Source organism: Salinicoccus sp. Bachu38 (genome assembly GCF_038561955.2).
GTDB lineage: Bacteria > Bacillota > Bacilli > Staphylococcales > Salinicoccaceae > Salinicoccus > Salinicoccus bachuensis.
In genome coordinates, this window is the sequence record NZ_CP138333.2 from 1,100,185 (window position 1) to 1,126,272 (window position 26,088).

At 51.7% G+C, this 26,088-nt stretch carries 24 protein-coding genes and 2 riboswitches; of the genes, 14 read left to right on the forward strand and 10 right to left on the reverse strand.

Translation table 11 applies throughout. The features are described 5' to 3' along the window. Window positions 1–42: 42 nt before the first annotated feature. Window positions 43–152, forward strand: a riboswitch (SAM riboswitch). Window positions 153–258: 106 nt separating this feature from the next. After that, on the forward strand, window positions 259–1,644 hold the full coding sequence (locus RQP18_RS05425; RefSeq protein WP_342389139.1) for an LLM class flavin-dependent oxidoreductase: 1,386 nt from the start codon (window positions 259–261) through the stop codon (window positions 1,642–1,644). A gap of 47 nt (window positions 1,645–1,691) precedes the next feature. Here the strand turns inward: RQP18_RS05425 and RQP18_RS05430 are convergent, their stop codons facing one another. Beyond that, window positions 1,692–2,903, reverse strand: coding sequence for a CynX/NimT family MFS transporter (locus RQP18_RS05430; RefSeq protein ID WP_342389140.1), 1,212 nt, complete (start codon window positions 2,901–2,903; stop codon window positions 1,692–1,694). 412 nt (window positions 2,904–3,315) lie between these two features. On the opposite strand from RQP18_RS05430, the gene RQP18_RS05435 reads away from it, so the two are divergent. Next, the gene (locus tag RQP18_RS05435; protein WP_342389141.1) at window positions 3,316–4,632 is read left to right on the forward strand and encodes an amidohydrolase; all 1,317 of its coding nucleotides are present in this window, start codon (window positions 3,316–3,318) and stop codon (window positions 4,630–4,632) included. Continuing rightward, window positions 4,625–6,148 carry an AbgT family transporter gene (locus RQP18_RS05440; protein ID WP_342389142.1) on the forward strand — a complete coding sequence of 508 codons (1,524 nt, stop codon included), beginning with the start codon at window positions 4,625–4,627 and terminating at the stop codon, window positions 6,146–6,148. Before RQP18_RS05435 ends, RQP18_RS05440 begins: the two co-directional genes overlap by 8 nt. A gap of 67 nt (window positions 6,149–6,215) precedes the next feature. On the opposite strand, the gene RQP18_RS05445 is transcribed toward RQP18_RS05440, so the two are convergent. The 7 genes from RQP18_RS05445 to RQP18_RS05475 all read right to left on the reverse strand — a co-directional run bounded on the left by RQP18_RS05445 (window position 6,216) and on the right by RQP18_RS05475 (window position 13,048). Continuing rightward, window positions 6,216–7,529, reverse strand: a complete 1,314-nt coding sequence (locus RQP18_RS05445; protein ID WP_342389143.1) for a nucleobase:cation symporter-2 family protein — start codon at window positions 7,527–7,529, stop codon at window positions 6,216–6,218. After that, window positions 7,529–8,113 carry a xanthine phosphoribosyltransferase gene (locus RQP18_RS05450; protein WP_342389144.1) on the reverse strand — a complete coding sequence of 195 codons (585 nt, stop codon included), beginning with the start codon at window positions 8,111–8,113 and terminating at the stop codon, window positions 7,529–7,531. Before RQP18_RS05450 ends, RQP18_RS05445 begins: the two co-directional genes overlap by 1 nt. A 77-nt stretch (window positions 8,114–8,190) precedes the next feature. Beyond that, window positions 8,191–8,292: riboswitch (purine riboswitch) on the reverse strand. A 155-nt stretch (window positions 8,293–8,447) separates the two neighbouring features. After that, on the reverse strand, window positions 8,448–8,942 hold the full coding sequence (locus RQP18_RS05455; RefSeq protein ID WP_342389145.1) for a CueP family metal-binding protein: 495 nt from the start codon (window positions 8,940–8,942) through the stop codon (window positions 8,448–8,450). 78 nt (window positions 8,943–9,020) lie between these two features. After that, window positions 9,021–9,683: a class I SAM-dependent methyltransferase gene (locus RQP18_RS05460; RefSeq protein WP_342389146.1), complete on the reverse strand. Its 663-nt coding sequence runs from the start codon at window positions 9,681–9,683 to the stop codon at window positions 9,021–9,023. A 3-nt stretch (window positions 9,684–9,686) separates the two neighbouring features. Then, window positions 9,687–10,844 carry a bifunctional cystathionine gamma-lyase/homocysteine desulfhydrase gene (locus RQP18_RS05465; protein WP_342389147.1) on the reverse strand — a complete coding sequence of 386 codons (1,158 nt, stop codon included), beginning with the start codon at window positions 10,842–10,844 and terminating at the stop codon, window positions 9,687–9,689. Then, the gene (locus tag RQP18_RS05470; protein WP_342389148.1) at window positions 10,841–11,773 is read right to left on the reverse strand and encodes a PLP-dependent cysteine synthase family protein; all 933 of its coding nucleotides are present in this window, start codon (window positions 11,771–11,773) and stop codon (window positions 10,841–10,843) included. The genes RQP18_RS05465 and RQP18_RS05470 overlap by 4 nt, the downstream gene beginning before the upstream one ends. Window positions 11,774–12,181: 408 nt before the next feature. Next, window positions 12,182–13,048, reverse strand: coding sequence for a 2-dehydropantoate 2-reductase N-terminal domain-containing protein (locus tag RQP18_RS05475; protein ID WP_342389149.1), 867 nt, complete (start codon window positions 13,046–13,048; stop codon window positions 12,182–12,184). 89 nt (window positions 13,049–13,137) lie between these two features. On the opposite strand from RQP18_RS05475, the gene panB reads away from it, so the two are divergent. The 4 genes from panB to RQP18_RS05495 are packed head-to-tail and all read left to right on the forward strand — an operon-like array spanning window position 13,138 to window position 16,221. Continuing rightward, window positions 13,138–13,944 carry a 3-methyl-2-oxobutanoate hydroxymethyltransferase gene (gene panB, locus RQP18_RS05480; RefSeq protein ID WP_342389150.1) on the forward strand — a complete coding sequence of 269 codons (807 nt, stop codon included), beginning with the start codon at window positions 13,138–13,140 and terminating at the stop codon, window positions 13,942–13,944. Then, a complete protein-coding gene (gene panC, locus RQP18_RS05485) occupies window positions 13,941–14,807 on the forward strand; it encodes a pantoate--beta-alanine ligase (RefSeq protein WP_342389151.1) in 867 nt (288 codons plus the stop codon). The genes panB and panC overlap by 4 nt, the downstream gene beginning before the upstream one ends. After that, on the forward strand, window positions 14,782–15,174 hold the full coding sequence (gene panD / locus RQP18_RS05490; protein ID WP_342389152.1) for an aspartate 1-decarboxylase: 393 nt from the start codon (window positions 14,782–14,784) through the stop codon (window positions 15,172–15,174). Before panC ends, panD begins: the two co-directional genes overlap by 26 nt. 57 nt (window positions 15,175–15,231) lie before the next feature. Then, window positions 15,232–16,221: a CAP-associated domain-containing protein gene (locus RQP18_RS05495; protein ID WP_342389153.1), complete on the forward strand. Its 990-nt coding sequence runs from the start codon at window positions 15,232–15,234 to the stop codon at window positions 16,219–16,221. A 343-nt stretch (window positions 16,222–16,564) separates the two neighbouring features. Here the strand turns inward: RQP18_RS05495 and lexA are convergent, their stop codons facing one another. After that, window positions 16,565–17,179, reverse strand: coding sequence for a transcriptional repressor LexA (gene lexA / locus RQP18_RS05500; protein ID WP_342389154.1), 615 nt, complete (start codon window positions 17,177–17,179; stop codon window positions 16,565–16,567). 140 nt (window positions 17,180–17,319) lie between these two features. Here lexA and RQP18_RS05505 point away from each other — a divergent pair, with 140 nt between their 5' ends. From RQP18_RS05505 to RQP18_RS05525, 5 genes are all read left to right on the forward strand, one after another. Then, complete coding sequence (locus RQP18_RS05505; protein WP_342389155.1) at window positions 17,320–17,568, forward strand: hypothetical protein; 249 nt, start codon at window positions 17,320–17,322, stop codon at window positions 17,566–17,568. 81 nt (window positions 17,569–17,649) lie between these two features. Then, a complete protein-coding gene (locus RQP18_RS05510) occupies window positions 17,650–17,886 on the forward strand; it encodes a DUF896 domain-containing protein (RefSeq protein ID WP_342389156.1) in 237 nt (78 codons plus the stop codon). A gap of 12 nt (window positions 17,887–17,898) precedes the next feature. Continuing rightward, window positions 17,899–19,884 (forward strand): transketolase, encoded by a 1,986-nt coding sequence (tkt, locus tag RQP18_RS05515; RefSeq protein ID WP_342389157.1) that lies wholly within the window; start codon window positions 17,899–17,901, stop codon window positions 19,882–19,884. A 66-nt stretch (window positions 19,885–19,950) separates the two neighbouring features. Next, window positions 19,951–20,208, forward strand: a complete 258-nt coding sequence (locus tag RQP18_RS05520; RefSeq protein ID WP_342389158.1) for a YneF family protein — start codon at window positions 19,951–19,953, stop codon at window positions 20,206–20,208. Between the two features lie 153 nt (window positions 20,209–20,361). After that, window positions 20,362–22,041: a glutathione ABC transporter substrate-binding protein gene (locus tag RQP18_RS05525; RefSeq protein WP_342389159.1), complete on the forward strand. Its 1,680-nt coding sequence runs from the start codon at window positions 20,362–20,364 to the stop codon at window positions 22,039–22,041. 65 nt (window positions 22,042–22,106) lie between these two features. Here RQP18_RS05525 and RQP18_RS05530 read toward each other — a convergent pair whose 3' ends face one another. Continuing rightward, window positions 22,107–22,346, reverse strand: coding sequence for a hypothetical protein (locus RQP18_RS05530; protein WP_342389160.1), 240 nt, complete (start codon window positions 22,344–22,346; stop codon window positions 22,107–22,109). Between the two features lie 177 nt (window positions 22,347–22,523). On the opposite strand from RQP18_RS05530, the gene RQP18_RS05535 reads away from it, so the two are divergent. Both RQP18_RS05535 and RQP18_RS05540 read left to right on the forward strand, forming a co-directional pair. Beyond that, on the forward strand, window positions 22,524–24,299 hold the full coding sequence (locus RQP18_RS05535) for an ABC transporter transmembrane domain-containing protein (RefSeq protein WP_342389161.1): 1,776 nt from the start codon (window positions 22,524–22,526) through the stop codon (window positions 24,297–24,299). Continuing rightward, complete coding sequence (locus RQP18_RS05540; protein ID WP_342389162.1) at window positions 24,300–26,081, forward strand: ABC transporter ATP-binding protein; 1,782 nt, start codon at window positions 24,300–24,302, stop codon at window positions 26,079–26,081. Window positions 26,082–26,088 lie beyond the last annotated feature (7 nt).

A 26,088-nucleotide genomic window follows, 5' to 3' on the forward strand; every position in this document is an offset into this window, starting at 1 on the left:
ATATAGCTGATATCATAGCTTTTAACTCTAAATTGAATATATTCCTTATCAAGAGCCAGGGGAGGAAATTGGTCCTGAGATCCTGCGGCAACCCCACTTTCAAAAGTTGAACGGTGCCAATTCCAACAAGCGTCATGCTTGGAAGATGAGGAGGAGCGTCTCTTGCCTAATACCTCTTCCTCATTGGATGGGGTATTTTTAATTTCCTACTTTTTTGATGGGTTTTTTCGATGAATACTGTAAAGGGAGAGATGATCTATGAAGAAGCAGATTCGGCTGAATGGTTTTACGATGAACACTGTCGCCCCGCATTCCCCGGGATTATGGAGGCATGAAGCGGACCAGGGGGTGCGTCATGGAGATCTCGACTATTGGGTGGATCTTGCAAAGCTGCTTGAAGCCGGCAAGTTTGACGGAATGTTCCTTGCCGATGTGCTCGGCATATATGATGTCTATAAGGATGGCCCCGACACTTCAATTGAAAATGCCGTCCAGGTCCCCCTGCATAACCCCATGCTCCAGATTTCAGCAATGGCGGCAGCGACGGAACATCTGGGCTTTGCTGCGACATGTTCGGCTACATATGCCGAACCCTATAAACTGGCACGGGACTTCTCGACACTGGATCATCTGACGAAGGGACGTGTGGCATGGAATATCGTGACGTCGTATCTGAAGAGCGAAGCGGTGAATCTCGGCCTTGCGAATCAGATCGAGCATGACAGGAGGTATGAACGGGCGGATGAATACATGGATGTCGTCTATAAACTGTGGGAGCACAGTTGGGAGGAGGATGCAGTAAAAGCGGATGTCGAAACCGGCGTCTATGCAGATCCGAAGAAGGTCCATCCGATCAGTCATGAAGGGGAGTTCTTCAGCGTCCCGGGGATGCATGTGGTCGAACCATCTCCCCAGCGTACACCGGTCCTCTTCCAGGCGGGAGCCTCCGAAAAGGGCAGGGCATTCGCCGCCAAGCATGCCGAGGCGCTCTTCACCACCATAGCGAGCAATCTGGAGGAGCTGAAATCATTCACATCAGATATCCGCAGACGGGCATCTGAAGCCGGGAGAAATCCTGAAGACATCAAAATATTCCCAGGCATCGTACCGGTTGTCGGCAGGACGGAAGCGGAGGCACAGGAGAAATATGAAACACTCCTTTCCCACGTCAGCTATGAAGGGACGCTGTCCATGCTGAGTGGCCATACAGGCATCGATTTTTCCGGGTATGACCCCGACCAGTATGTGGAAAACATTAGAACCGATGCTTCCCATGGATTTCTGCAGAAATACACGGTGGCGAGTACGAGCAGGAGATGGACGGTCAGGGAAGCGGTGCTGCATCACGGTCTCGGCATCGGGGCGACAAAAGTGGTCGGTACGCCGGAACAGGTCGCCGATGCACTCGAGTCGATGGCGAATGAAGGGGATGCAGACGGCTTCAATATCATCCAGGCCCACTCTCCCGGGACATTCGAGGATTTCATAGAACTCGTCGTCCCCGTCCTCCAGGAAAGAGGCAGCTTCAGGAAAGAGTACGAGGCGTCCACACTGAGGGAGAACCTGTTCGGGAAGGGAAGTCCAAGGATTCCCGAAAATCATCCTGCAAAGCGGCTGGCTTCGCTCTCACGATCCAGCATATGAAACAATCCCCGATGGACATGTCCATCGGGGATTGCGTCTGTTGATATTCAGTTTGCTTCTTCAAAATCAATCTTCTCAGGCCGTCCGGCATAGAGGCCGAGGAGTGCAACCATCACTGCCACACTCATCAGCACGATCAGCGGGATTGCCCAGCCATTCGCAAATTCGGAGAGGGTACCGAGGAACAGCGGTCCGGCCGCTGCGATGAGATAGCCGATGGATTGTGCCATTGCAGACAGCTGTGAAGACTGTTCGACAGTGCCGGTCCGCATGACGAAGAATATCATCGCCAGACTGAATGTCGTGCCCGCCCCGATACCGATGATGATCAGGAAGGGGACGACCCAGTAGGATGAGGAAATCAGCGAGACGCCGAGCAGTCCGACGAAGAACATCATGCCTGATATGAAGGCGAGTCGGCTCTGGTTCTCCATCTTCGATGCAACGATCGGGGCGAGGAAAGCGATTGGCAGCAACGCGAGCTGATAGGTGGTCATGAGCCAGCCGGCTTCGCTTTCCGTGAATCCCTTGGTCGTCAGTATGATCGGCAGCCAGGCGAAAAGGCTGTAGGCAATCAGCGACTGCAGCCCCATGAACAGGGTCACCGCCCAGGCAAGCTTAGACTTCAACAGGCCTTTCCCGGGTCTGGCATCGATTTTGGCGAACACCTTCTTCCGGGTTGTGATGATCCCCGGCAGTCTCAGGAGGAGGACGATGACGGCCAGCGCCGGGATGATGCCCCAGATCTGCATCGCGAACCGCCAGTCATAGCCGGGTGACAGGGCGATGGAAACGGACAGTCCGGCGGACAATGCACTGACAAGGTTCATCGAAACGGAATAGAGCCCCGTCATCAGGCCGACCTTGAATGGGAATGTTGATTTGATCAGGCCGGGGGAGAGCACGTTGCCGACAGCAATGGACAGGCCGACCAGCAGTGTGCCGAATACCAGCATATACACGCCGTCCACAGCCCTCAGGGTGACGCCCATAAAGAGCACCGCCATGGACAGGAGCAGCGTCACTTCCATCCCGAGTTTGGATGATATTTTCGGTATGAATGGCGAGAACAGACCAAATGCCAGCAGCGGCAAAGTATTGAGGAAGCCCACTGTGGCATTTGTTATGCCGAGATCCTCCCTGAAAAATGGAACCAGAGGTCCAATGGACGAAATCGGAGACCTGAGGGTCGCCCCAATTAGGAGAATCGCCAGCACGAGTAGTGTGACATAGTATTTGCTTTTAGATATTTCTTCCATTTTTCATTCTTCTTTCTCTGTGTGATCGTTCTTTGCACAATGCACTAAATAATAACATATGTACATGCGCAACATAAGTATCATTCCTCAACAAAGCAAAAAGAAACATGAAAATTTTTCATGCCTATTCAAAATTTCCGGTTGCCATGGAACGCTTCCAGCAACAGTTGAATTTCATGCTCCGAATGGACAAATCATGCATGAAAATTTCTAATGCATGGCAGCGGGTAACGACTGAATGCCGTTTTCCGATATGGAGGGCAGCCTTACATATCCATTTTGTCAATTTAATGACTTTTCATGGTATATCACAATAATCCCTATTATTTCAATATGATTAATGCTATCATTCTTATGTTTGGTTATACATTGGAAATGCATGCAGGAACATAAAAAGAAAGAAGGGCGAAATATGGATATTGGGACGCTTCAGGACAGGGCAGTGGATCTGCGCAGGATGTTTCATAGGGTTCCGGAAGTGGGCTTTACAGAGTTCATTACGACTTATGAAATCTACATAGTATTGAAAGAAATGGATTTCACACTTTCCATTGGAGGGGAGGCCATCAGCCGGGAGCACCGCTACGGGGTGCCTGATCAGGAGACGATAGAAGCTTCACGGCATCGGGCGTCCGAATACGGTGTGCCTGAAGAATTTCTCGAAAAGATGGCAGACGGGACCACTGGCCTGGTGGCGGTGCTTGACACCGGCCGGCCGGGACCGCATATTGCGATGCGTTCCGATATCGATGGGCTGCCGATAATGGAGGCGGAAGATGCGCCGCACGCGCCAGCTGCGGGCGGCTACAGATCTCTTCATGAAGGAGAGATGCATGCATGCGGACACGATGGCCATATCAGTATCGGACTTGCGGTCGCTGCATATATCAATCAGAACCAGGATCAGCTTTCCGGCCGCTTCACTCTCATTTTCCAGCCTGCTGAAGAAGGGGGGAGGGGTGCCAGAAGTATTGTGGAAAAGGGCTGGCTGGATGATGTGGACTATTTCATGAGCGGCCACCTCGGCATCAATGAACATGAAGCCGGTACCATCAGTGCAACGACGGACCAGTTTCTGGCCAGCACAAAACTCGATGTATCATTCAAAGGAAAATCGGCACATTCCGGCGTAGAGCCGAACGAAGGGAAGAATGCGCTCCTTGCAGCTGCCTCCGCCTCATTGCATCTCCATTCCATTGCAAGACACCGTGACGGTGCAACAAGAGTGAATGTCGGGACATTGAATGCAGGCAGCGGCAGGAATGTGGTCGCCGATCATTCAGAATTGAAAATGGAGACAAGAGGAGAGACGAACGCCCTGAACGATTATATGCTGAGTGAAGCGGAGCGTATACTCAAGGCATCGGCACTGCTCTATGATGTGGAATATGGAACAGAGTTCATGGGCAACGCCATCGGTGCCGAATGCGATGAAGAATGGATGGACATCATCAAAACAGCGAACCGGGCAGGCGGGAATGGAATCAAGGTCATGGACGTCATGCCGCTCAAGGCGAGTGAAGATGTGACATATATGATCGACCATGTACAGAAAAATGAAGGCCTTGCCACATTCATGATATTCGCCAGTCCACTCGCAGCGGGCCATCACCATCCATCATTCGATTTTGACGAACAGGCGATCAGAACAGCAGTATCCGTATACACCAGCATCATCCTACATCTTGCAAATATTCATCTGGAAAAGGAGAATACATCTTATGAGTGAAGCGAACGAAGAAAAGCGGAATGGCATTCTGGGAAAAATCGAACGGCTGGGAAACAAGCTCCCCGACCCGTTCTTCATCTTTGTGATACTTGCAGCGGCTGTCATGGTGCTTTCCATGATATTCAGCCTCACAGGCGCGACTGTCGAGCATCCGGGGACGGGGGAAACGCTTGAAATCAGGAGTCTCATTTCCTTTGAAGGGCTTGCCTACATGCTGTCCTCCATGCTTGATAACTTCACAGGCTTCGCGCCTTTGGGCCTTGTGCTCGGTATCATGCTGGGTATCGGTGTAGCGGAAAAGACGGGACTGCTCTCCACTGCCATCAAGAAGTCGATCCTCAAGGCGCCGAAATCCGTCGTCACATATGCCATCATCATAGTCGGCATTACAGGCAATCTGGCTTCTGATGCAGCATTCGTCATCATTCCGCCGCTTGCTGCCATGGTATTCTATACCATAGGGAGGCACCCTCTGGCCGGACTGTCAGCCGGGTTTGCCGGTACCGGCGCGGGGTTCACGGCGAACCTGATCATTGCAGGTACGGACGCGACACTTGCCGGCATTACGACGGAAGCAGCTGCCATGATCGATGATGCCGTCGTCGTGACTCCTGTGGACAACTACTACTTCATGCTGACTTCAGTACTCTTCATCGCCATCGCTGGTGGTCTGATTACGGATAAGATCATAGAGCCGCGCCTGGGTACATACAAGGATGAAACGGAAGGGGACAGGCAGCTGGAAGAAGTGACCGACATCGAAACGAAAGGGCTCAGGAACGCAGTGATTGCCGGGGTGATCTTCCTGGCGGTGCTTGCCGGACTGGTGTTCTTCCCTGGATCCACATTAAGGAACGAAGAGGGTGGGCTGGTCCCTTCGCCATTCCTCGGCAACATCGTTCCGATTGTGCTGCTCTTCTTCGTCACAATCGGTGTCGTCTATGGCAGGACTGCCGGCACAATAGAAAAGATGGATGACATCCCGAGATTCATGGCGGAAGCCATGAAAGATATGGCCGGCTATATCGTATTGATTTTTGCCGCTGCCCAGTTCATCGCATACTTCAACTGGAGCAACCTTGGTACGTGGCTTGCCGTAAACAGTGCAGAATTCTTTACAAGCATCGATATGACTGGGCTGCCACTGATACTCGGATTTTCAGTATTGGCAGCAATCCTCAACATGATCATCTTCAGTGGCTCTGCGCAGTGGGCACTGATGGCTCCGGTGTTCATACCGATGTTCATGCTGCTGGATTACCATCCCGCCTTTATCCAGGCGGCTTTCCGTATCGCCGATTCTTCGACGAACATCATTACACCGCTGAACCCATATATCATGCTGGTGCTTGCTGTTATGAAGGATTACGATAAGAAGTCCGGTCTCGGCACCCTCATTTCCCTGATGCTGCCATACAGCATTGCCTTCTTCGCCATCTGGCTCGTGCTGCTTACGATCTTCTTCGTATTCGGCATCCCATTCGGTCCGGGCATCCAGGTCAATCTGGGAAGCTAGCATATATATACGAACCCCCATCAGCTGCTGCAGCTGATGGGGGTTCCTTTTGCCCATGGATATGGCTCTATGTCTGGTTTGTCACCTGTTCGCCCTTCAGCGAAGTCTGCTTCACCTTGTCTGTTCTGAAGTTGAACACGATATTGAGGACGATTGCCGTCAGACTGCCGAGGACGATGCCGCTTTCGGTGATGACGGCGAGGCTTCCGGGTACGATGGCGAAAAGGTCCGGTACGGCTGTGACACCGAGCCCCATGCCGATGGAGATGGCGACGATCATCAGATTGTTCTGGTTATCGAAATCGACCCGTGACAGCATCTTGATGCCGTAGGAGATGACCATGCCGAACATGGCAAGCATGGCTCCCCCGAGTACGGGTGTCGGGATGGCCATTGTGACAGCACCAATCTTCGGTACAAGGCCAAGCAGGATCAGCATGACGCCTGCGATGTAGATGATCTGTCTGCTTTTCACACCGGACAGCTGCACGAGCCCCACATTCTGTGAATAGGTCGTGTACGGGAAGGCGTTGAACAGGCCGCCCAGGATGATGGCGAGCCCTTCGGCGCGGTAGCCGCGCTTCAGATCCCTGTCGTCGAGATCCTCTTCGCATATATCCCCGAGTGCGAAGTAGACACCGGTTGCTTCGACGAGGCTGACGACGGCAACGAGCATCATCGTCAGGATCGGAATAAGATTGAACTCCGGCATCCCGAAGAAGAAGAGCTGGGGCAGGTGGAACCATGAAGCATCCCTTACCGGGGCGAGGTCGACCATGCCGAAAAATGAACTGACCAGGGTCACGATGACGATGCCGCTCAGGATGGCAATGGATTTGAGGAATCCTCTACCGAACCTGAACAGTATCAGGATCACGGCCAGCGTACTGAACCCGAGTGCCAGATTGAGGCCGGAACCGTAGTCCGCGCTGCCCTGGCCGCCGGAAATGTCATGCATGGCCACGGGAACCAGTGTGATTCCGATGGTTGTGACCACTGTCCCCGTGACGACCGGCGGGAAGAACCGGATCATCTTGCTGAAGTACTTGCCGATGAGGAGGACGAACAGTCCTGTTACGAGGATGGCCCCATAGATCGACGGGATGCCATATGTATTGCCGATGGCGATCATCGGGCCGACGGCTGTAAACGTACAGCCGAGCACAACAGGCAGGCCGATGCCGGAGAACTTGTTTTTCCAAACCTGTAGTATGGTCGCAATCCCGCACATCATGATGTCGATGGCAATCAGGTAGGTCAGCTGGGCGGGTGTGAGACCAATCGCGCCCCCGACGATGAGTGGCACGACGACTGCGCCGGCGTACATTGCGAGTACATGCTGGAAACCGAGTGAGAGCTGCTTGGGCTTGGACATCTGCATTACGCTTTCACCTCCGACAGGAATTCGATTTCTCCATCTGACAGGGAAGAGATGCGCGCCAGGGACTCCACACGGTGTCCAGCACTGCGCAATTTTTCCCCGCCTGGCTGGAAGGACTTCTCGATGACGATCCCGATTCCGGCAGTGTCGGCGTCCGCCTGGCGGACGATGTCGACAAGTGCGTGTGCGGCTTCACCATTGGCCAGGAAATCGTCGATGATCAGTACGGAATCCTGGCTGGACAGGAACTTGTCGGCGACTGCGATGGTATTCGTCTCCTGTTTCGTATAGGAATGGACGTCTGCAGTAAGCAGACCCTCGCTCAGTGTCAGGGACTTCCGTTTTCTTGCGAATACGACCGGCACGCCGAATTCAAGACCTGCCATTACGGAAGGTGCGATGCCCGAGGATTCGAGCGTCAGTATCTTCGTTATCTTTTCAGATGCAAACCTTTCTTTGAATGCCTTGCCGATTTCCATCATCAGCACCGGGTCGATCTGATGGTTTAGAAAGTGATCGACTTTGAGCACCGTGTCTGAAAGTGCCACACCTTCATTTAAAATTTTCTCCTTGAGCAACTTCATGAATAACACCCCAAAATATTATTTTGAAACAAAAAACTCGAAGCACACATCAATGAGATGAGCAGCTTCGAGTCCGTCCACGAAAGTTACTCACTCATAGTCGGGACATTTACGGTACCCCGGTAGAAACTTGCAAGCCATATCCTTGCGATTATATGAGTGCTTCAATATTTAAGATGTTTACAATCATAACATAATAAACGAACCTTTCAAGCTGATTTTCAATTAAAGTTCATCTTTTGTGATAAAACTACAATAAAAAATCCCTCATGTTCGGTTTATGGGGCTATAGAGATAAAAAAAACGCCCCTTGATTCAGGAGCGCCCCCTGGTGCTATTCCAGGCGTAAATCGGTCAGGCATGTGGGATCATCCTCAAACGTGGAGAATGTCCCTTCAGTCGAAAGGCCGTCATGGGTAATGGTGATTTCATATTCCCTGTCACGCGGAAGCCAGAAATCGAGGAACCCGTTTTCAAGTGTCGTCATCGTTTCGTCGACATGGACATTGCCTGCTTCGTCAGTGATGCGGACATCCATCTCCTTTGAGGCAAGTTCACCTTCACAGCCGGTCAGGCTATGGAACTCACAAGGATGGGTATAGTTGATGAAGGGTGCAATGGAGACGAAGAATTCATCCTCCGGCAAGTCATGTCTTTCTTCCTGGTTTTCACCGATGATGAGCGCCGACCCAGTGATGGAAGCGGCTTCCGCTTCCTTATTGGCACTGTATTCGTCCACCAGCGCTTTGACGTCACCGGTCGTATCCTCTGATCCGCACCCGGCGAGCATGATGCTTAGAAGTATGAAAGGCAGCAGCAGTCTTTTCATGATTCCCTCCTGATTTTTTCTTTATTGTATCAGAAAATTTCGGCGGGTGACCCGAAACGGGACAATGTCATAAAACCTTCATCTTTTCGGTGGCTGCCATGCTTCTTTGACGCCTTCAATGATCCATACAAAAGTGTTCATCTGCATGAGCGAGACTGAGAAGCCGGCGTCATTGAACTGATGATATAGATCAGGAATCATTGGATAGTATTCCCGCTCCAGATCCGCTTTAAGACCATAAAAATGATTTCGGGCGGCTTCAGCGACCTTTTCTTCATAGAAGGCGTGGTCCATGAACATAGTATCTGCAAAAAGGACCTTTCCGCCGTCCTCCAGAAGGTCGAAATAGTGAGTGAGGACTTCCGCCTTTTCTTCGCGCTTCAGATGATGGAAGACATAGGAGCTGATGATGGTATCCACCTTGAACGGCGGTAATGGGAAATCCTGCATATCACCATCGATGATTTCGATATTTTCCGGGAGTTTGGCAGCTACCAGATAACGCATTTCTTCCGAAGGTTCGATGGGGTAGACCGTCCTGCCGGCGGCCAGAAGCTTCTTCGTCAGATTCCCTGTACCGATGCCGAATTCGATGACATGGCTGCCACTGCAGTCAGCGATCGTCTGGAGTATGCCATCATACCCTCTGAACACTTCCTTATACTGGTCGTCACTGCCGGTTGTAAAAGTATCGTAGTCCTTGGCCCAGCCAGTGAAAATGTCGAGGAATTCCCTGCCCATCGGCTATCCCTCCACACGTACGGAAACATGGGCGAGTGCCTGTTCCAGATCATCGATCAGGTCTTCCGCATCCTCAAGGCCGACGGAGAGGCGTACGAGTTCATCCTTGATGCCCGCTTTTTCCCGATCGGCCTTCGGGATGGAGCCATGGGTCATCACAGCAGGGATTTCAACGAGGCTTTCGACTGCCCCGAGACTTTCCGCCAGGGTGATGAGGCCGAGCTTCTCGACAAAGGCTGTGGCAGACAGGCCATCCTTCAGCTCAAAAGCGACCATGCCGCCAAAGCCGCCTGCCTGCCGTTTGGCGACTTCATGTCCCGGATGGCTCTGGAGGCCCGGGTAATACACTTTATCTACGGCATCATGATTCACGAGGTAGTCGACGACCGCATGGGCATTCTCTTCATGCGCATCCATACGGATGCCCAGTGTCTTGATGCCGCGCTGAAGGATCCAGCTGTCCTGCGGCCCGAGGATGCCGCCGATCGCATTCTGTAGATAGCCGATCTGCTCCGCAATCTCCAAGTCGTTCGTCGTGACCAGACCAGCTACGAGATCACTGTGGCCACCCAGATATTTGGATGCACTGTGGAGGACGATGTCGGCACCGAGTTCAAGCGGACGCTGGTGATAGGGGGTAGCGAATGTATTATCGACGATGGTCAGGAGGGAGTGTTCCCTGGCGAATTCAGCGACTGCCCCGATATCCGTAATCTTGAGCAGCGGATTTGTCGGCGATTCCAGGAAAATCGCCTTTGTTTCCGGAATTATGGCCGGGCCGATTTCATCCGGATTGCTTGTATCCACTACGGTGAAAGTCAGTCCAAGACGCTTCAGTACCGAATTGATCAGACGGTATGTACCGCCGTATACATCATCACCGACGATGATATGGTCACCCTGTGAGAAGAGGGAGAAGATTGTATGTGTGCCTGCAGAGCCGGAAGCGAAGGCGAATCCTTTCACGCCACCTTCGATGTCCTTGATCAGCTCCTCGACTGCGAGCCGTGTCGGGTTTCCGCTGCGGGAATATTCAAAGCCTTTGTCGACGCCCACCTTATCCTGCTTGTATGTGGATGTCTGATAGATCGGAACGCTGACTGCGCCCGTCGCTTCGTCCCTGCTGATACCGCCATGGATAAATGCTGTTTTTGCTTTCATATTTTCTGATTCTCCTTCTGATATATATTTTTGCTCAAATAGCGTTCGCTGCTGTCAGGAAAAATGGTGACGATTGTGCTTCCGGGCGGCAATATTGCGGCCTCTTCGATGCAGGCAGCAAACGCTGCGCCGCTGGAACTGCCCACCAGAAGGCCGGATTTCTTCGCCAGTTCATCTACATAGTGGAATGCCTTCCCATCCGAAATGGTATAGACCGAATCGAACTGGCCCGCGTTCATGAAGGCGGGCATGGCGTCCATGCCGATGCCTTCCGTTTCATGGTCATGCGCCGGACCGCCGCCAAGGACGGATCCTTCCGGTTCCACGACAGCCGTGCGGATCCGGTCATCCTGTTCCTTCAGGTAGGCGGAAGTTCCGATGAAGGTGCCGCCGCTGCCGGCCCCAGCGACAAATGATGCAATCCTGCCACCCTCAAGATCCTGTATGATTTCAGGTCCCATTGTTTCGTAGTAGGTCGAGGGATTGATTGGATTTTCAAACTGCAGGGGGACATAGCTGTTCGGAATCCTCCGCTGCAGTGCCCGGGCTTCTTCGATGGCCCCCTTCATTCCATCTCCGGTAGGCGTATGAACAATTTTTCCGCCCAACGCTTCGATCAGCACCTGTTTTTCGATGCTGAACTTTTCGGGAATGGTGAAGATGGTCTGTAGACCAAACTTCTTTGCAGCAAGCACAAGCCCGATGCCCGTGTTTCCGGCAGTGGGTTCGATGATGGTCGTCGCTTCATCGATCAGCCCCCTTTCAAAAGCATCCTCCAGTAATCTGATGCCCAGGCGGTCCTTCACACTCCCTCCGGGGTTCCACATTTCCAGCTTTGCAAGTATCCGGCTGCCGTGGGGAACGGGTATGCCTTCCACTTCGACAAGCGGTGTGCTTCCGACGAGATCCGTCATTTTTCTGATTGCCATTCTCTTTCTCCTTTCCAAATCAGGGTACAAAAAAAGGCATGCACGAGTAGAAGCTACTCATGCATACCTTGAGGTCATCATTTGCATTTACCTATACAGTCCCCGAAAGGGATGCAATATTACGCATATTCAGACATCTCTGCAGAATATATGGGAATGCACCGCTTTCAATAAAAAATCACTGTAGAAGGAGGGAATTGCGCAAACGAACCTTGTGTATGGCATGAGTATTTGTACAACAGCACGCCAGACAGCAACAGTTCATTCTACGCATATGATTCTCTCCCTTCTTTGTCAGATAATTTCTTATTAGGGCCATCTTATATAACCCAGAATCTTCTGTCAATGCTTTTTGGCAAATTTCCTACTATTTCACTTGGAATTGTGATGTATAGCGGTTTCGTTCATCTATCTTTCGTACTGGTAAGCCTCAAGCAGGGTGACGACGATATCGAGGATGGGCGTACGGATCTGCCCTTTTTGCTGCTGGAGATATTTCTGGATGAACGTGTATTCCGTCGGCACACCTGACATGACGTCGTAGTACATGCTTGTGCCCATCTCCCGGTTGTAGTCCTGGTACACCGAGAGCGCCTTGTCGACGAACGCGCGATCGATGATTTCCTCGTCCTGGTTGATGATGCTGAGGCCTTCCTCAAGGAGACCGCGCGTCAGCGCAGTGACGGCCTCCAGATCGTATATCTTTGCGGTGTTCCCGGACAGGGCGGTGAGGGAGTTGATGCCGAGGTTGATCAGCAGCTTCTCATAGCGGATGCGCCGGAATTCATCGGTCTTCCCGATTTCGAGTTCGACGCCGGTGGTATCTTCAAGGTCCGTGATGAGGCGGTCGATATACGCATAGGTCCTGTCCGCGATGAGCAGGCGTGCATCCTGGAAGTGCTCGATCCGGTCCTCATGCTTCTGGCCGCTGATATAGACGACTGCGGGCACCGGTGCATCAAAATATTCGTCGAATCCCATGCCATTTTCACAAAGGATGACTTCAGTATCCCGGTGGGCCATTGCAGGGATGATTCCGCTTATGGACTTGAGCGCTGTGGCTTTCGTGGCGATGAAGATGATGTCGAAGGCGTCCCCTTCATATGCTGAGATGTCCTCGATGGTGTAGGGGTAATGCCGGCGTTCACCGTCTTCCTGTATGGTGAAGCCTTCCTTTCGTGATCTGCCAAAGAGTGTAATATCATGCGGCAGCATTTTCATTTCACGTGCAATGACACTGCCGACGGCGCCGATGCCGATGACTGCAATTTTCATTTATTTCCCTCCTGGTTGGATGTAGCACTTTTAAATAATATGGTAAACTAATTATAATATATTACTTTCGAATGGAAAGGGGCAGCATCATGAAAGCTACAAGTGATTGGAAACGGATGAAAATGGAGGGGGAGCGGATCACGATGGTCACAGCCTACGACTATCCGAGTGCGAAGCAGAGTGAAGCGGCCGGACTGGACACCCTGCTCGTCGGCGACTCGCTCGGGATGACAGTCCTCGGCTACGACAGTACGGTGCAGGTGACGATGGATGATATGATCCATCATGCGAAGGCGGTCAGACGCGGAGCACCGGATACATACGTCGTTGTGGATATGCCATTCGGATCCTATCATGGAAATGATGACGACAGCGTCGGCAATGTCCTGAAACTCTATCAGCAGACAGGCGCCAATGCCGTCAAATTGGAGGGCGTGGAATGCGTCGATGTCATCCGCCGTTCCGTAGCCGCGGGTGTACCGATCGTCGCCCACCTCGGCCTTACGCCACAGTCGGTCGGTGTGACCGGCTTCAGGATGCAGGCCGGCACACAGGAAGCGGCGATGCAGCTGATCGAGGACACCAAGGCGGTCGAAGCGGCCGGTGCATGCATGGTGGTTCTCGAGGCCATCCCTTCCGACCTCGCCGGCAAAATCACCCGGACCCTCTCCATTCCGACGATCGGCATCGGTGCGGGGGCGGATGTGGACGGCCAGGTGCTCGTATACCATGATCTCCTGCAGTATGGAACCGACCGGCTGCCGAAATTCGTCAAACCGTATGCGGATTTCAATACGGCCGGAGTGGAGGGACTCAGGGCATACGCCGAAGCGGTCAAGGCCGCCCGCTTCCCGGATGAGGATACAACTTACAAGAGAAAGGTTTTTGAGGAATGATGAAGACAGCAGGTACAATAGAGGAAGTCCGCAATATACTGGAGGAACATCGCGGGGACAGCATCGCACTGGTGCCGACGATGGGCGCCCTCCACGAAGGGCATATGGCACTCGTCGATACAGCCAGAAGAAAAGGGGACATCGTCGCAGTCAGCATATTCGTCAACCCGCTGCAGTTCGGCCCGGATGAGGACCTCGACAGCTATCCGCGGAATCTCGAACGGGACCTTGAAATCTGCCGGGCGCACGGGGTGGATGTCGTCTTCCATCCGTCAGAGGATGAGATGTACCCGAAGGCACCGGAGCTTGAACTCCGCCTCCGGACGATGGCTTCCATTCTTGATGGGGTCAGAAGGCCGGGCCATTTCGAAGGTGTGGTGACGGTGGTGAACAAGCTGTTCAACATCGTCCGGCCGGATTTCGCCGTGTTCGGTGAAAAGGACCGCCAGCAGCTGATGATTATCCAGAGGATGGTGGAGGACTTCAATCATGATATCGAAGTCGTGGGGGTGTCGACCGAACGGGAATCCGACGGACTGGCCAAAAGCAGCAGGAATGTCAACCTGTCCGATACGGAACGCGCCGAGGCGCCGGCGATCAACCAGGCGCTTGAGATGGGCCGCGGACTGATACAGGAGGGCGTTTCCGATGCCGGAGAAGTCAAGGAGCGTATCGAAGCCCATGTCACGGACCATACTTCGGGCACAATAGACGACCTTCAGATATTCACACATCCCGATTTAAATCCTGTTCAAAACATTGATGGTGATGTTATAATATTCATTGCTGTTAAGTTCGCAAGAACACGGTTAATAGATAATATGATGGTGATAAAAAATGATCAGAACAATGATGAACGGTAAAATACATCGGGCGGTCGTTACAGAGGCCAACCTGAACTATGTGGGCAGCATTACAATCGACCCGGTACTGCTTGAAGCGGCGAACATACTGCCGAATGAACGGGTGCAGATCGTCAATAACAACAATGGAGAACGCCTTGAGACATATGTCATCGAAGGGGAGAGGGGTTCCCGCGAAATCTGCCTGAATGGTGCCGCCGCGAGAAAGGTGCAGGTCGGTGATGTCGTCATCATAATCAGCTATGTCCAGCTGGATGACAGCGAGTTGGATGGTTTCGAGCCGAATGTAGTAATCGTCGATCAGGACAACAATATCGTCGACCCCGAGTACATCGAAAAAAGACAAACCGAATACACACATCAATGAGTAATTAGACATCCGTTTAATTACTTTTTTTAAACTTTTGTAAAAGGAGGTGCAGCCATGTTCGGCAAACTGTTCTTCATCATTTTCGTCTATATCGTATCCACCATCCTCGCCCCGGCCGTGCAGTCCTATGATTTTAAGGAAGGCCTGAACGGGGAATACGCGACGGAATGGCTGGAAGCAAACGTATATCCGGCATATGACATGAGCGGCATACACGAAGTCAATAGTGCGCAGACGCAGGACGTTGAAGTGACCATGGAAAGTGAATATGACATCCAGGGTCAGGAAGTACTCGGAAGTGAGTATGCAGGGGATTTTGTCATCGAAGAGGACTATGGAAGATTCAGGATGGTGCTTGTCAATGAAGGGCAGGTGACAGGTGCCTATACGAACAGTGATGATGTATCAATCGACAACATAAACATTGAAGGCATGGACCGTGAGAGTGTCAGGAAGGTGTACGGGGAACCGGAGGACTCCATCAAAAAGGGATGGAAGCGGCTCAGGGTCGACAGCAATGAATATGCAGTATACGATCTGAAGGATAGATATGTCTATTTCTTCTATGATCTTCACGAAGAAGACAAGGTCAATGGGGCGCTCGTGGTGATGAAGGAGGAAGTCGAGGCGGGCGAGGCACTATACAACCATCCGCCGGCAGAGGACAATTCAAGGATGAACCATCTTCTGGTCAATGCCACCCGCTTCGAATATGATGTGGAGCCCCTCGAGACGTATGACAGGGCAGGCGTGGCGGCACAGGGCCACAGCGAGGATATGGCGGAACGCAACTACTTCGACCATGATTCGCCGGACGGGGAAACATTGAAGGACCGGGTCGAGGAGGCAGGGGTGCAGTACCGCATGGCCGGAGAGAACATCGCCATGGGACACACATCCCCGATATTCTCCCACCACAGCCTGATGAACTCCATCGACCACCGTGTGAATACGCTGAAGCCGGCATTCACCCATCTCGGTACGGGAACCGCCTATAATGATGAAAATGTGCCATATTATACAGAAAATTATATACAAAAGTAGATGGAATATTTGCCTTATGGTATAATATTATACAAATCAATGTGTTTGGAATCGTTTCTAAGGGGAATTTAAAAGTGAACGTCACGAATGCATTTTTTGACGATTATAACTTTTCCTACAGGCCCATCCTGATAGAATTGTAGAACGAGGGGATGCAGTTGATCAGTAAAACACAGGAAAATGAAACCAAAGATGCTAAAGATATTTTGGAACAAGTGAAAATAATACTTGGCAGATAGTCGAATGAACCAGTCTAGCGTATGACAGGATGGCATGGGAAAAGCGATAATAAAAAGGGCGCATACCAAAATGGTATGCGCCCTTTAAATATGCCCGAACCTGGTCAGAAGGACCTGAACAGTCCGACAACCTTGCCGAGGACGGTCACACTATCCAGAATGATCGGTTCCATGGAAGAGTTTTCAGGCTGCAGCCTGTAGTAGCCATTTTCCTTGTAGAAGCGCTTGACCGTCGCTTCATCCTCTTCCGTCATTGCAACGATGATATCCCCATTGTGTGCGATATTCTGCTTCCGTACGATGACCCGGTCCCCGTCGTGTATGCCGGTTTCAATCATGCTGTCACCGACGACATTCAGCAGGAAGATTTCACTGTTATGGTTTGCCGTGAAATGTTCGGGAAGCGGGAAATATTCATCGATGTTCTCGACTGCTGTGATCGGAAGGCCGGCAGTGACCTTACCAAGTACCGGAACATGGATGACGGCACCATGCTGCTCGTTTTCCTCCGTAATGATCTCAATTGCACGCGGCTTCGTCGGATCCCGCTTTATGAATCCCTTCTCCTGCAGCTTCGCAAGGTGTCCGTGGACGGTCGAACTGGACTGGAGGCCGACCGCGTTGCCTATCTCCCTTACACTTGGCGGATAGCCCTTTTCGTGAACGGTAGTCTTTATAAACTGATATATCTGCTTCTGTCTATCTGTTAGCGGCTTCATATATATACCTCCGGCTTATTATTGATTCAATTTTACCATATATATGGATGTGTTACAAACGTTTGTTCGTAATCCTGTTGACCCGGAACAGATGTTCTGTTACCATATTGGTACAAACACATGTTCTGGAGGGGAATACCATGACATTGAAGGAATTCAAACTATTGAGCGCCATTTTTGCATTTGCCCTGGCGGCCGGTCTTATATTCATGTTCGACTCCCATAATACAGAGAACGCCTATTCCGATATCGTTTATATAGATGAGTATGAAGTAGTGACAGAAGCGGATATTCTGGAACCTTCAGAGGAAACGCACGTTCCGGACGAACAGTATGCCGAACGGACACATATGGACCAGCTGATGGAAATGATCGGTTTTATAAAGTGATTATAGTGATTATCAAGTATGGGAATGGTCTCATACTTTTTTTTGTGTTAAATTATAGGTGAGTGGACAGGAGGTTTCGCAATGCTTGAAAAGGAAAAACTGCAACGAATCAATGCACTGGCTGCCAAAAAGAAGGCGGGCAGCATCAAAAAGGAAGAGCTTGAAGAACTGAAGGGGCTGCGGGAAGAGTACCTTGAAAACTTTCGATCCTCCTTCAGAAAACAGGTGGAGCACACCAGGGTGGTCGATCCAAAAGGCAATGATGTGACACCTGAAAAACTTAAACGCATTCAACAGGATAAAAATATCAGAGAATAAAGGAGCATGAATATGACATTCGACAAAACGGATCAGCTAGCAATCAATACAATCAGAACCCTTTCAATCGATGCAGTTGAAAAAGCCAATTCCGGACACCCGGGATTGCCGATGGGGGCAGCACCTATGGCGTATACGCTCTGGAGCCGTCATCTGAACTTCAACCCAAATTCCATGGCGTGGTTCAACCGCGACCGCTTCGTACTCAGTGCCGGACACGGTTCCATGCTCGTCTACAGCCTGCTTCATCTGAGTGGCGCGCTTGAAATGGAGGAACTGAAGAATTTCAGACAGTATGAATCGAAGACGCCCGGACATCCCGAGTTCAAGCATACTGAAGGCGTGGAGATCACGACCGGTCCCCTTGGACAGGGCTTTGCGATGAGCGTCGGCATGGCCATGGCTGAAAAGCATCTGGCTGCACGCTTCAACCGCAACAATTACAATGTTGTGGACCACTATACGTATGTCGTGGCAAGTGATGGCGATCTGATGGAAGGCGTTTCCCATGAGGCATCGTCCCTCGCCGGGCACCTGGCTCTCGACAAGCTTATCGTGCTGTATGATTCCAACGATATTTCACTTGATGGGGACCTGGACAAAAGTTTTTCAGAGGACATCAAGAAGCGCTTTGAAGGCTACAACTGGCACTATATAAAAGTGGCCGATGGCAATGATGTGGAAGCAATCGACAAGGCGATAGAGGAGGCGAAGTCCTCCGATAAGCCGACGATGATCGAAGTGAAGACGATCATCGGATATGGCGCTCCGAACAAGCAGGGCAAAAGTGCTTCCCACGGCGCGCCGCTTGGTGAAGAGGAACGCAAGGCAGCCTTCGAATACTATGGTTTTGATCCGGATGAGACGTTCAAAGTGGATGACGCCGTCTATGACCGCTTCAGTGAAACGATGAAGCAGAGAAGCAATGGCAGGGAAGCGGCATGGAATAAGATGCTCGAGGACTACAGGAATGAATATCCTGAACTCTACAGCGCACTCGATGATGCGATCAACCATCGTCTGAAGGAAGACTACGACAAGGATCTGCCGTTCTACGAAGCGGGCGACTCCAAGGCGACAAGGGCGACTTCAAGCGAAATGATCCAGGCGCTGTCCGGAACCGTTCCGACCCTCTTCGGCGGCGCTGCCGACCTCGCAAGCAGCAACAAGACGAACGTCAAGGATGAAGAGGACTTCGGTGCAGGAAACTATGACGGCCGCAATATCTGGTTTGGTGTCAGGGAATTCGGCATGGCCGCAGCCCTGAACGGCATGGCAGCGCATGGCGGCATCTACCCTTATGGCGGTACATTCTTCGTCTTCAGCGACTACATGAAGCCGGCCATCCGACTCAGTGCGCTGATGAAGCTGCCGGTGACATACGTGCTGACACACGACTCCATCGCAGTCGGGGAAGACGGTCCGACGCACGAGCCGGTCGAACAGCTTGCCGGACTCAGGGCGATTCCGAACTTGAACACGATCCGTCCGGGGGATGGTAATGAAGTCCGTGCCGCATGGAAAGTGGCGATGGAAGCAGAAGATGCACCAACAGCCCTCGTACTGACCCGTCAGAATGTCGAAACGATCGACGTCCCTTATGAAACGGTTGAAGCGGGTGTCAGAAAAGGTGGTTACCTTGCATTCGACAAAGGTGATGATGCGATCCTGTTCGCTTCAGGCAGTGAAGTGCCATTGGCAGTGAATGCAGCGAAGCAGCTGGATGCGCAGGGTGTCAGAGTGAAAGTCGCCTCCATCCCGAACATGCAGAATTTCCTCAAACAGGATGCAGAATATATCGAAAGCGTGCTCAATACACACATTGAAAACAGGACGGCAATTGAAATGGCCGCAAGCCTTGGCTGGCACCGTTTCATCGGCATGAACGGCAAGCTTCATACGATCGACACTTATGGTGCCAGTGCACCGGGAGACGTCGTCATCGAGAAGTACGGCTTTACTGTCGAACGCATCCTGCAGACAGTGATGGATAAATAATCTGTTGAAAAACACCTGCTTTTGATGTAAACTTTATTATGGTCTACGAAGAAAGAGGTGAGCAGTTTGGATACTTGGATATGGATACTGATTGTTATAGTTGCACTCATCGGTGGCGTTGCGCTTGGATTCTTCCTCGCAAGAAAGTACATGATGGACTATCTTGAGAAGAACCCGCCGATCAATGAAGACATGCTCAGGATGATGATGATGCAGATGGGACAGAAACCTTCCCAGAAGAAAATCAATCAGATGATGACAATGATGAATCGCAATACGGATTCAAAATCAGCAAAAGATCGTATGAAAGCTTCAAAAAAATAAAGATGAACCCTTCCGCCTGAGCGGGAGGGTTTATTTTTGTAGAATTTCAACTTTCACTTTTTTGTTTAGAAACTTAAAACTTTTTTGAATATTCATTGTATAGGCATAAGTATTCATATATAATTGAGTTATTCAAACGAAGGAGGAAAATTGATGAACAAACGGTATTTTATGCTATTTTTTGTGATTGTACTCACTCTGGCACTCGCTGCCTGCACGGATGATTCCGATGTGGAAGAGGGCGCGGATGACAGTGCAGGGGGAGGCGATGGCGGTACGGGTGACCTGACCATCGCGATGATGGATGATGCGGTGACCCTGGATCCGCACGGCAGTAATGATTCCGCTTCTGCACAGGTCAGAAGGAACATTTATGAGACGCTTGTATTCCAGGAAGTGGACATGGCACTCGCGCCGGGGCTTGCCGAGGAATGGGAAGCGACCGAAGACGATGTATGGAACTTCACATTGAGGGAGGGGACGACTTTCCATAATGGTTCCGAGTTCACTGCCGAAGATGTCAAGGCGACGCTGGATCGTGTAAGGGATACGGCGGTTGCATCCCAGGTTGCTTTCCTGTTCGAGATGATTTCCGAGGTGGAGGTTGTAGGGGACTATGAAGTGAACCTGCATACCGAATATCCTTTTGCACCGCTGCCGAGCCACCTGGCACATAATACAGCCGGAATCATGAGCAAGGAGCTCATCGACCAGGACTATCAGGCTGCGCTTGATGAAGCGGGTGTGGATATGACTGCAGATGAATACTACGAAATCCGTGAAGAAGGCGGGTCCGAGTATGACGATGTGGCCGACCAGATCTCCGAGCATATCGGCTCGGTCATCGGTTCCGAAGCGGATGGAACGAACCACCTGATGTTCCAGTCCCGTGCAGCAGGGGAAGAGACTGTACTTGAGAAGTTCGATGACTTCCAGGGCGGCGAACGCAACTTCGAAACGGTGACATTCCGTGTCATCCCTGAAAATGGCGCGCGTATGGCGGAACTTGAAACAGGCGGCATCCAGATTGCTGGAGATGTCGATTCCTCAAGTGCAGTACGCGTGGAAGAAGGGGAAGAGACAGAGCTTGTAGAGCAGGAATCCGTAAGGATGTCCTACCTCGGTTTCAATACTCAAAAGGAACCGTTCGATGATGTCAGGGTCAGACAGGCGATTTCATATGCGATCGACAGGGATGAAATCATCTCCGGCGTATATGATGATATGGGCATCAAGGCCGATGGCCCGCTGGCACCAGATGTATGGGGCCATGATGAAAACCTCGAGGGCATAGAGTATGATATGGAAAGAGCACAGGAACTGCTGGCAGAAACGGATGTTGCGGACGGTTTCGAGACTACGATCTGGGTGGATGAAGATCCGCAGATCATCGATACGGCCGTGTACATCCAGGAAAGGCTTTCCGAATTGAACATTGATGTCCAGGTCGAGCAGTTCGAGTGGGGTACGTATCTCGATCGTACAGCACAGGGAGATCATGAGATGTTCATCCTCGGTTGGACGACGGTGACAGCGGATGCGGATTATGGCCTTTATGCGCTATTCCATTCAAATAGCCATGGTGAAACAGGCAACCGTTCATTCTATACGAATGAAGAAGTCGACAGTCTGCTCGATGAAGGGCGTACAGAACCTGACGAAGAGGCACGGTTCGAAGCATATAGCCAGGCACAGGAAATTCTAATCGAAGAAGCACCGGCGGCCTACCTGTTCCATACCAACTTTGCGATGGGTGTGAACTCATCACAGGTGAGTGGTGCAGACCTGGATCCAGTCGGCAACATCAGGATTGAAAATATCACATTTGAATAATTGCTTCATATTTCCAAACGAAATCCCCGTCTGATAAATGATCAGACGGGGGTTTTTATGCTGCATCATACTTTTTCAACGACATAGGCCTTCTTTTCCCTGAAGTGTTTTTCGCCATCTTCGGAAGAATGTTCGAAGAAGCCTTCGGACTCGTGGAGCACCCTGAACTCGCGTTCAGGATCTGAGAACAGCTGGTTGTCATTTGTAGACAATATCACTGCATCGGTCGTTGTGATAAAACTGTCGATTTCGTTCGCTTTGTAATGCTCTCCGGGTTTCAGAGTGTTCAGGCCTGGCTTGGACATAAATCACCCTCCTGAATATTATATTCCAATATAATTTTTCCCATTGATCTCTAATTTAAACCTGTACATCACTGGACAATTAAGGAATGAAAAAGTGAAGATCCTGCAATGTTGATTATTTCATATTTCGAAACATATGGTAGAATTTAGATGTATATGACAGCAAGGAGGATCGAGATGAAAGTATTCAGGAAATTGGGATGGTTTTTCAGCCGGGAATGGCGGAGCTATACTGTCGGGGTCATCATGCTGATTCTTGTGGCATTGATGGAACTCGTTCCACCGCAGGTGATCGGCTGGGTGATTGATGGCATCACCCAGGAGACGCTGACGGGGAACCGGCTGCTGCAGTTCATTCTGCTGCTTGTTGCCGTCGCCGTATTGACATACATAGTCAGGTATTTCTGGCGCATCATGATTTTTGGGGCGAGCTACCGCCTTGGGAGGATTCTCAGGTCCCGTCTCTACCGGAAATATTCCGAGATGAGTCCGGCGTTCTACCAGAAGCGCCGAACGGGCGACTTGATGGCCCATGCGACGAATGACATACAGGCGGTCCAGGCTACGGCCGGGGCAGGGATACTCACCATTGCAGACTCCCTCATCACAGGGGGTGCGGTGCTGATCACGATGGCGATTACGATCAGTCCGACACTGACGCTCATCGCCATGATTCCACTGCCGCTCATGGTCATCCTGACGAGCTATTATGGCACATTGATGAACCGCGGTTTCAAGAAGGCTCAAGCGGCCTTCAGCATGCTGAATGACAAGACGCAGGAGAGCATATCGGGCATCAAGGTGACGAAGACATTCGGCTACGAGGGAAGCGACCAGGCGGATTTCCGCAAGCTGAGTGATGATGTGGTCGAGAAGAACCTGAAGGTTTCGAAAGTCGATGCACTGTTCGACCCGACGATCATGATGGTCATCGGCATCAGCTACTTCCTGTCCATCTTCTTCGGTGCGCGCATGGTGCTGGACGGCACAATCACCATCGGTGAGCTTGTGACCTTCACTACCTACCTCGGCATGATGGTGTGGCCGCTTCTCGCGCTCGGATGGTTCTTCAACCTGGTCCAGCGGGGGAGCGCCTCATATGACCGCATTCAGGATATCATGGATACAACGAACCAGATCGGCGCAGACTATCGCATCGAAGATCAGCCGGACGGGGATATCGACTTCAATATCGGCGCGTTCAACTTCCCGGGCGATGAATCGGATGGACTGAGGGATATCCGTTTCACCATCCGGAAAGGGTCGACGGTCGGCATTGTCGGACGCACCGGTTCGGGGAAAAGCGCCCTGATCCGTCTGCTGCTCCGGGAATTCGATACGGTCAATCCGGAGGATATCCGGTACGGGCGCCATGCCCTCCGTGACTACAGTATCCGGAACCTCAGAAGCCAATTCGGGTATGTGCCGCAGGATCATTTCCTGTTCTCGACGACGATACGGAACAACATCGCCTTCAGCAATCCTGACCTGCAGGATGAAGAGATCTTCCATGCAGCGAGGCTCAGCTACATCCATGAGGACATCAGCGGCTTCCCGGACGGCTACGAAACCGTTGTAGGGGAGCGGGGCGTATCGCTCTCAGGCGGACAGAAGCAGCGGATTTCCATCGCCCGTGCACTCATCATGGACCCTGAAGTGCTGATCCTGGACGACTCCCTGTCGGCGGTGGATGCCGAGACGGAAGAGCAGATCCTTGCCAATATCCAGTCGAATCGGACCGGCAAGACGAACATCATCACCGCCCACCGGATGAGTGCGGTCAGCCACGCCGATCTGATCATCGTCATGGACAGCGGCACAATCATCGAACATGGTGATCATTATGAACTGATGAAGCAGAGGGGCTGGTACCATGATACGTATAATGCCCAGGCACTCCGCGAAGCACTCGAGAGCTCGCTGGATGACCTTGTTCAAAGGGAGGATGGTTAGATGCAAGACAATCAGTTCAATCTCTCCTTCAATGACCAGAAGAATGTACTTTTCAGGCTGATGAAGTATACGCTGCCCTTCAAGGGGACACTGACACTCGGCTTCATCATGCTGATCCTCTCCACCATCACCGGTGTTGCCACACCGTACCTGGTGATGGTCTTCATCGATGACTACCTCACACCGGGCGTCTTCCCGGAAGGGGACATGATGTGGCTTGTCACGATCTTCGTTGTGGTGCAGCTGGTCGGGGCGGCGACCACCTATATGCAGATCTATCTGTTCCAGTATCTGGCATTCAAAGTCATCCAGCAGCTCCGGATAGATGCATTCGACAAGATAGGCAGGCTCGGCATGCGGTATTTTGACAAGGTGCCCGGTGGCAGTGTCGTATCAAGGATCACCAATGATACCGAAGCGATCGTCGAGATGTTCATCGGTGTGCTGGCCACTTTCCTTATGGCCTTCTTCATGGTCATATCGAGTTTCGTCATGATGTTTATCCTGGATGTCAGGCTTGCTCTCCTGGCACTCCTGTTCATGCCTGTGATCATATTCATACTCGCGGTCTACAGGAAATACTCCGCCAACTTCTTCTCCCATGCACGCCAGCTGCTCAGTGATTTGAACGCCAAGCTCGCCGAGTCGATCGAAGGCATGAAGATCATCCAGGTGTTCAATCAGGAAGACCGCCTTGGCAGGGAGTTCAATGAAATAAACGAAATGCACTACAAGTACAACATGAGGAACGTGAGGCTCGATGGGCTGCTTCTCCGGCCGGCCATCAGTATGATCTATGTACTGGCCATTGCGCTCATCCTCGGCTATTTTGGGCTGCTCAGCTTCAGCTCGACGGTGACCGCCGGTGTCATCTTCGCCTTCATCCAGTATATGGAGCGGTTTTTCGAACCGATCAACCAGGTCAGCCAGAATCTGAACATATTCCAGCAGGCGCTCGTTGCGGCGAGCCGTGTGTTTGCATTGATGGACGATGGGCGGATCGAACCGCACCAGCCGGAGGACTCCGGCTACCGGATTACCGATGGCCACATCGAATTCAGGAATGTCACTTTCAGCTATGACGGCAGGACGGATGTGCTGAAGGATATTTCATTCACGGCCCGGCCGGGCGAAACGGTTGCACTGGTCGGCCATACGGGTTCCGGCAAAAGCTCGATCATCAACCTCTTCATGCGGTTCTACGAGTTTTCCGAAGGGGAGATTCTGGTCGACGGACACTCCATAAAGGACATTCCAAAGCGTGAGCTGAAAGGGAAGGTGGGGCTCGTGCTCCAGGATCCCTTCATCTTCTATGGCACGGTGGAATCGAACATCAGGCTCTACCATCCGGAAATGACTTTCCAGCAGGTCGAAGTGGCAGCGGAGTTCGTCTATGCGGACAAGTTCATCAACAGGCTGCCGGACGGGTACCAGCACCGGGTGATCGAAAAGGGCGGAGCCTTCTCGAGCGGCGAACGGCAGCTGCTGGCCTTTGCACGCACCATGGCCATGGATCCGAAAATACTGATCCTTGATGAGGCGACGGCCAACATCGACTCCGAGACCGAGGAGCAGATCCAACAGTCGCTCGAACGGATGCGCAGGGGCAGGACCACACTGGCGATCGCCCACCGTCTGTCGACCATCCAGGATGCAGACCAGATCCTCGTGCTGAACCAGGGTGAAATCGTGGAACGCGGCAACCATGATGCCCTGATCCGGTATGGCGGCATCTACCATAAAATGTACCAGCTGCAGAACGGCCAGCATCAATTGTCATAGAAAGTTC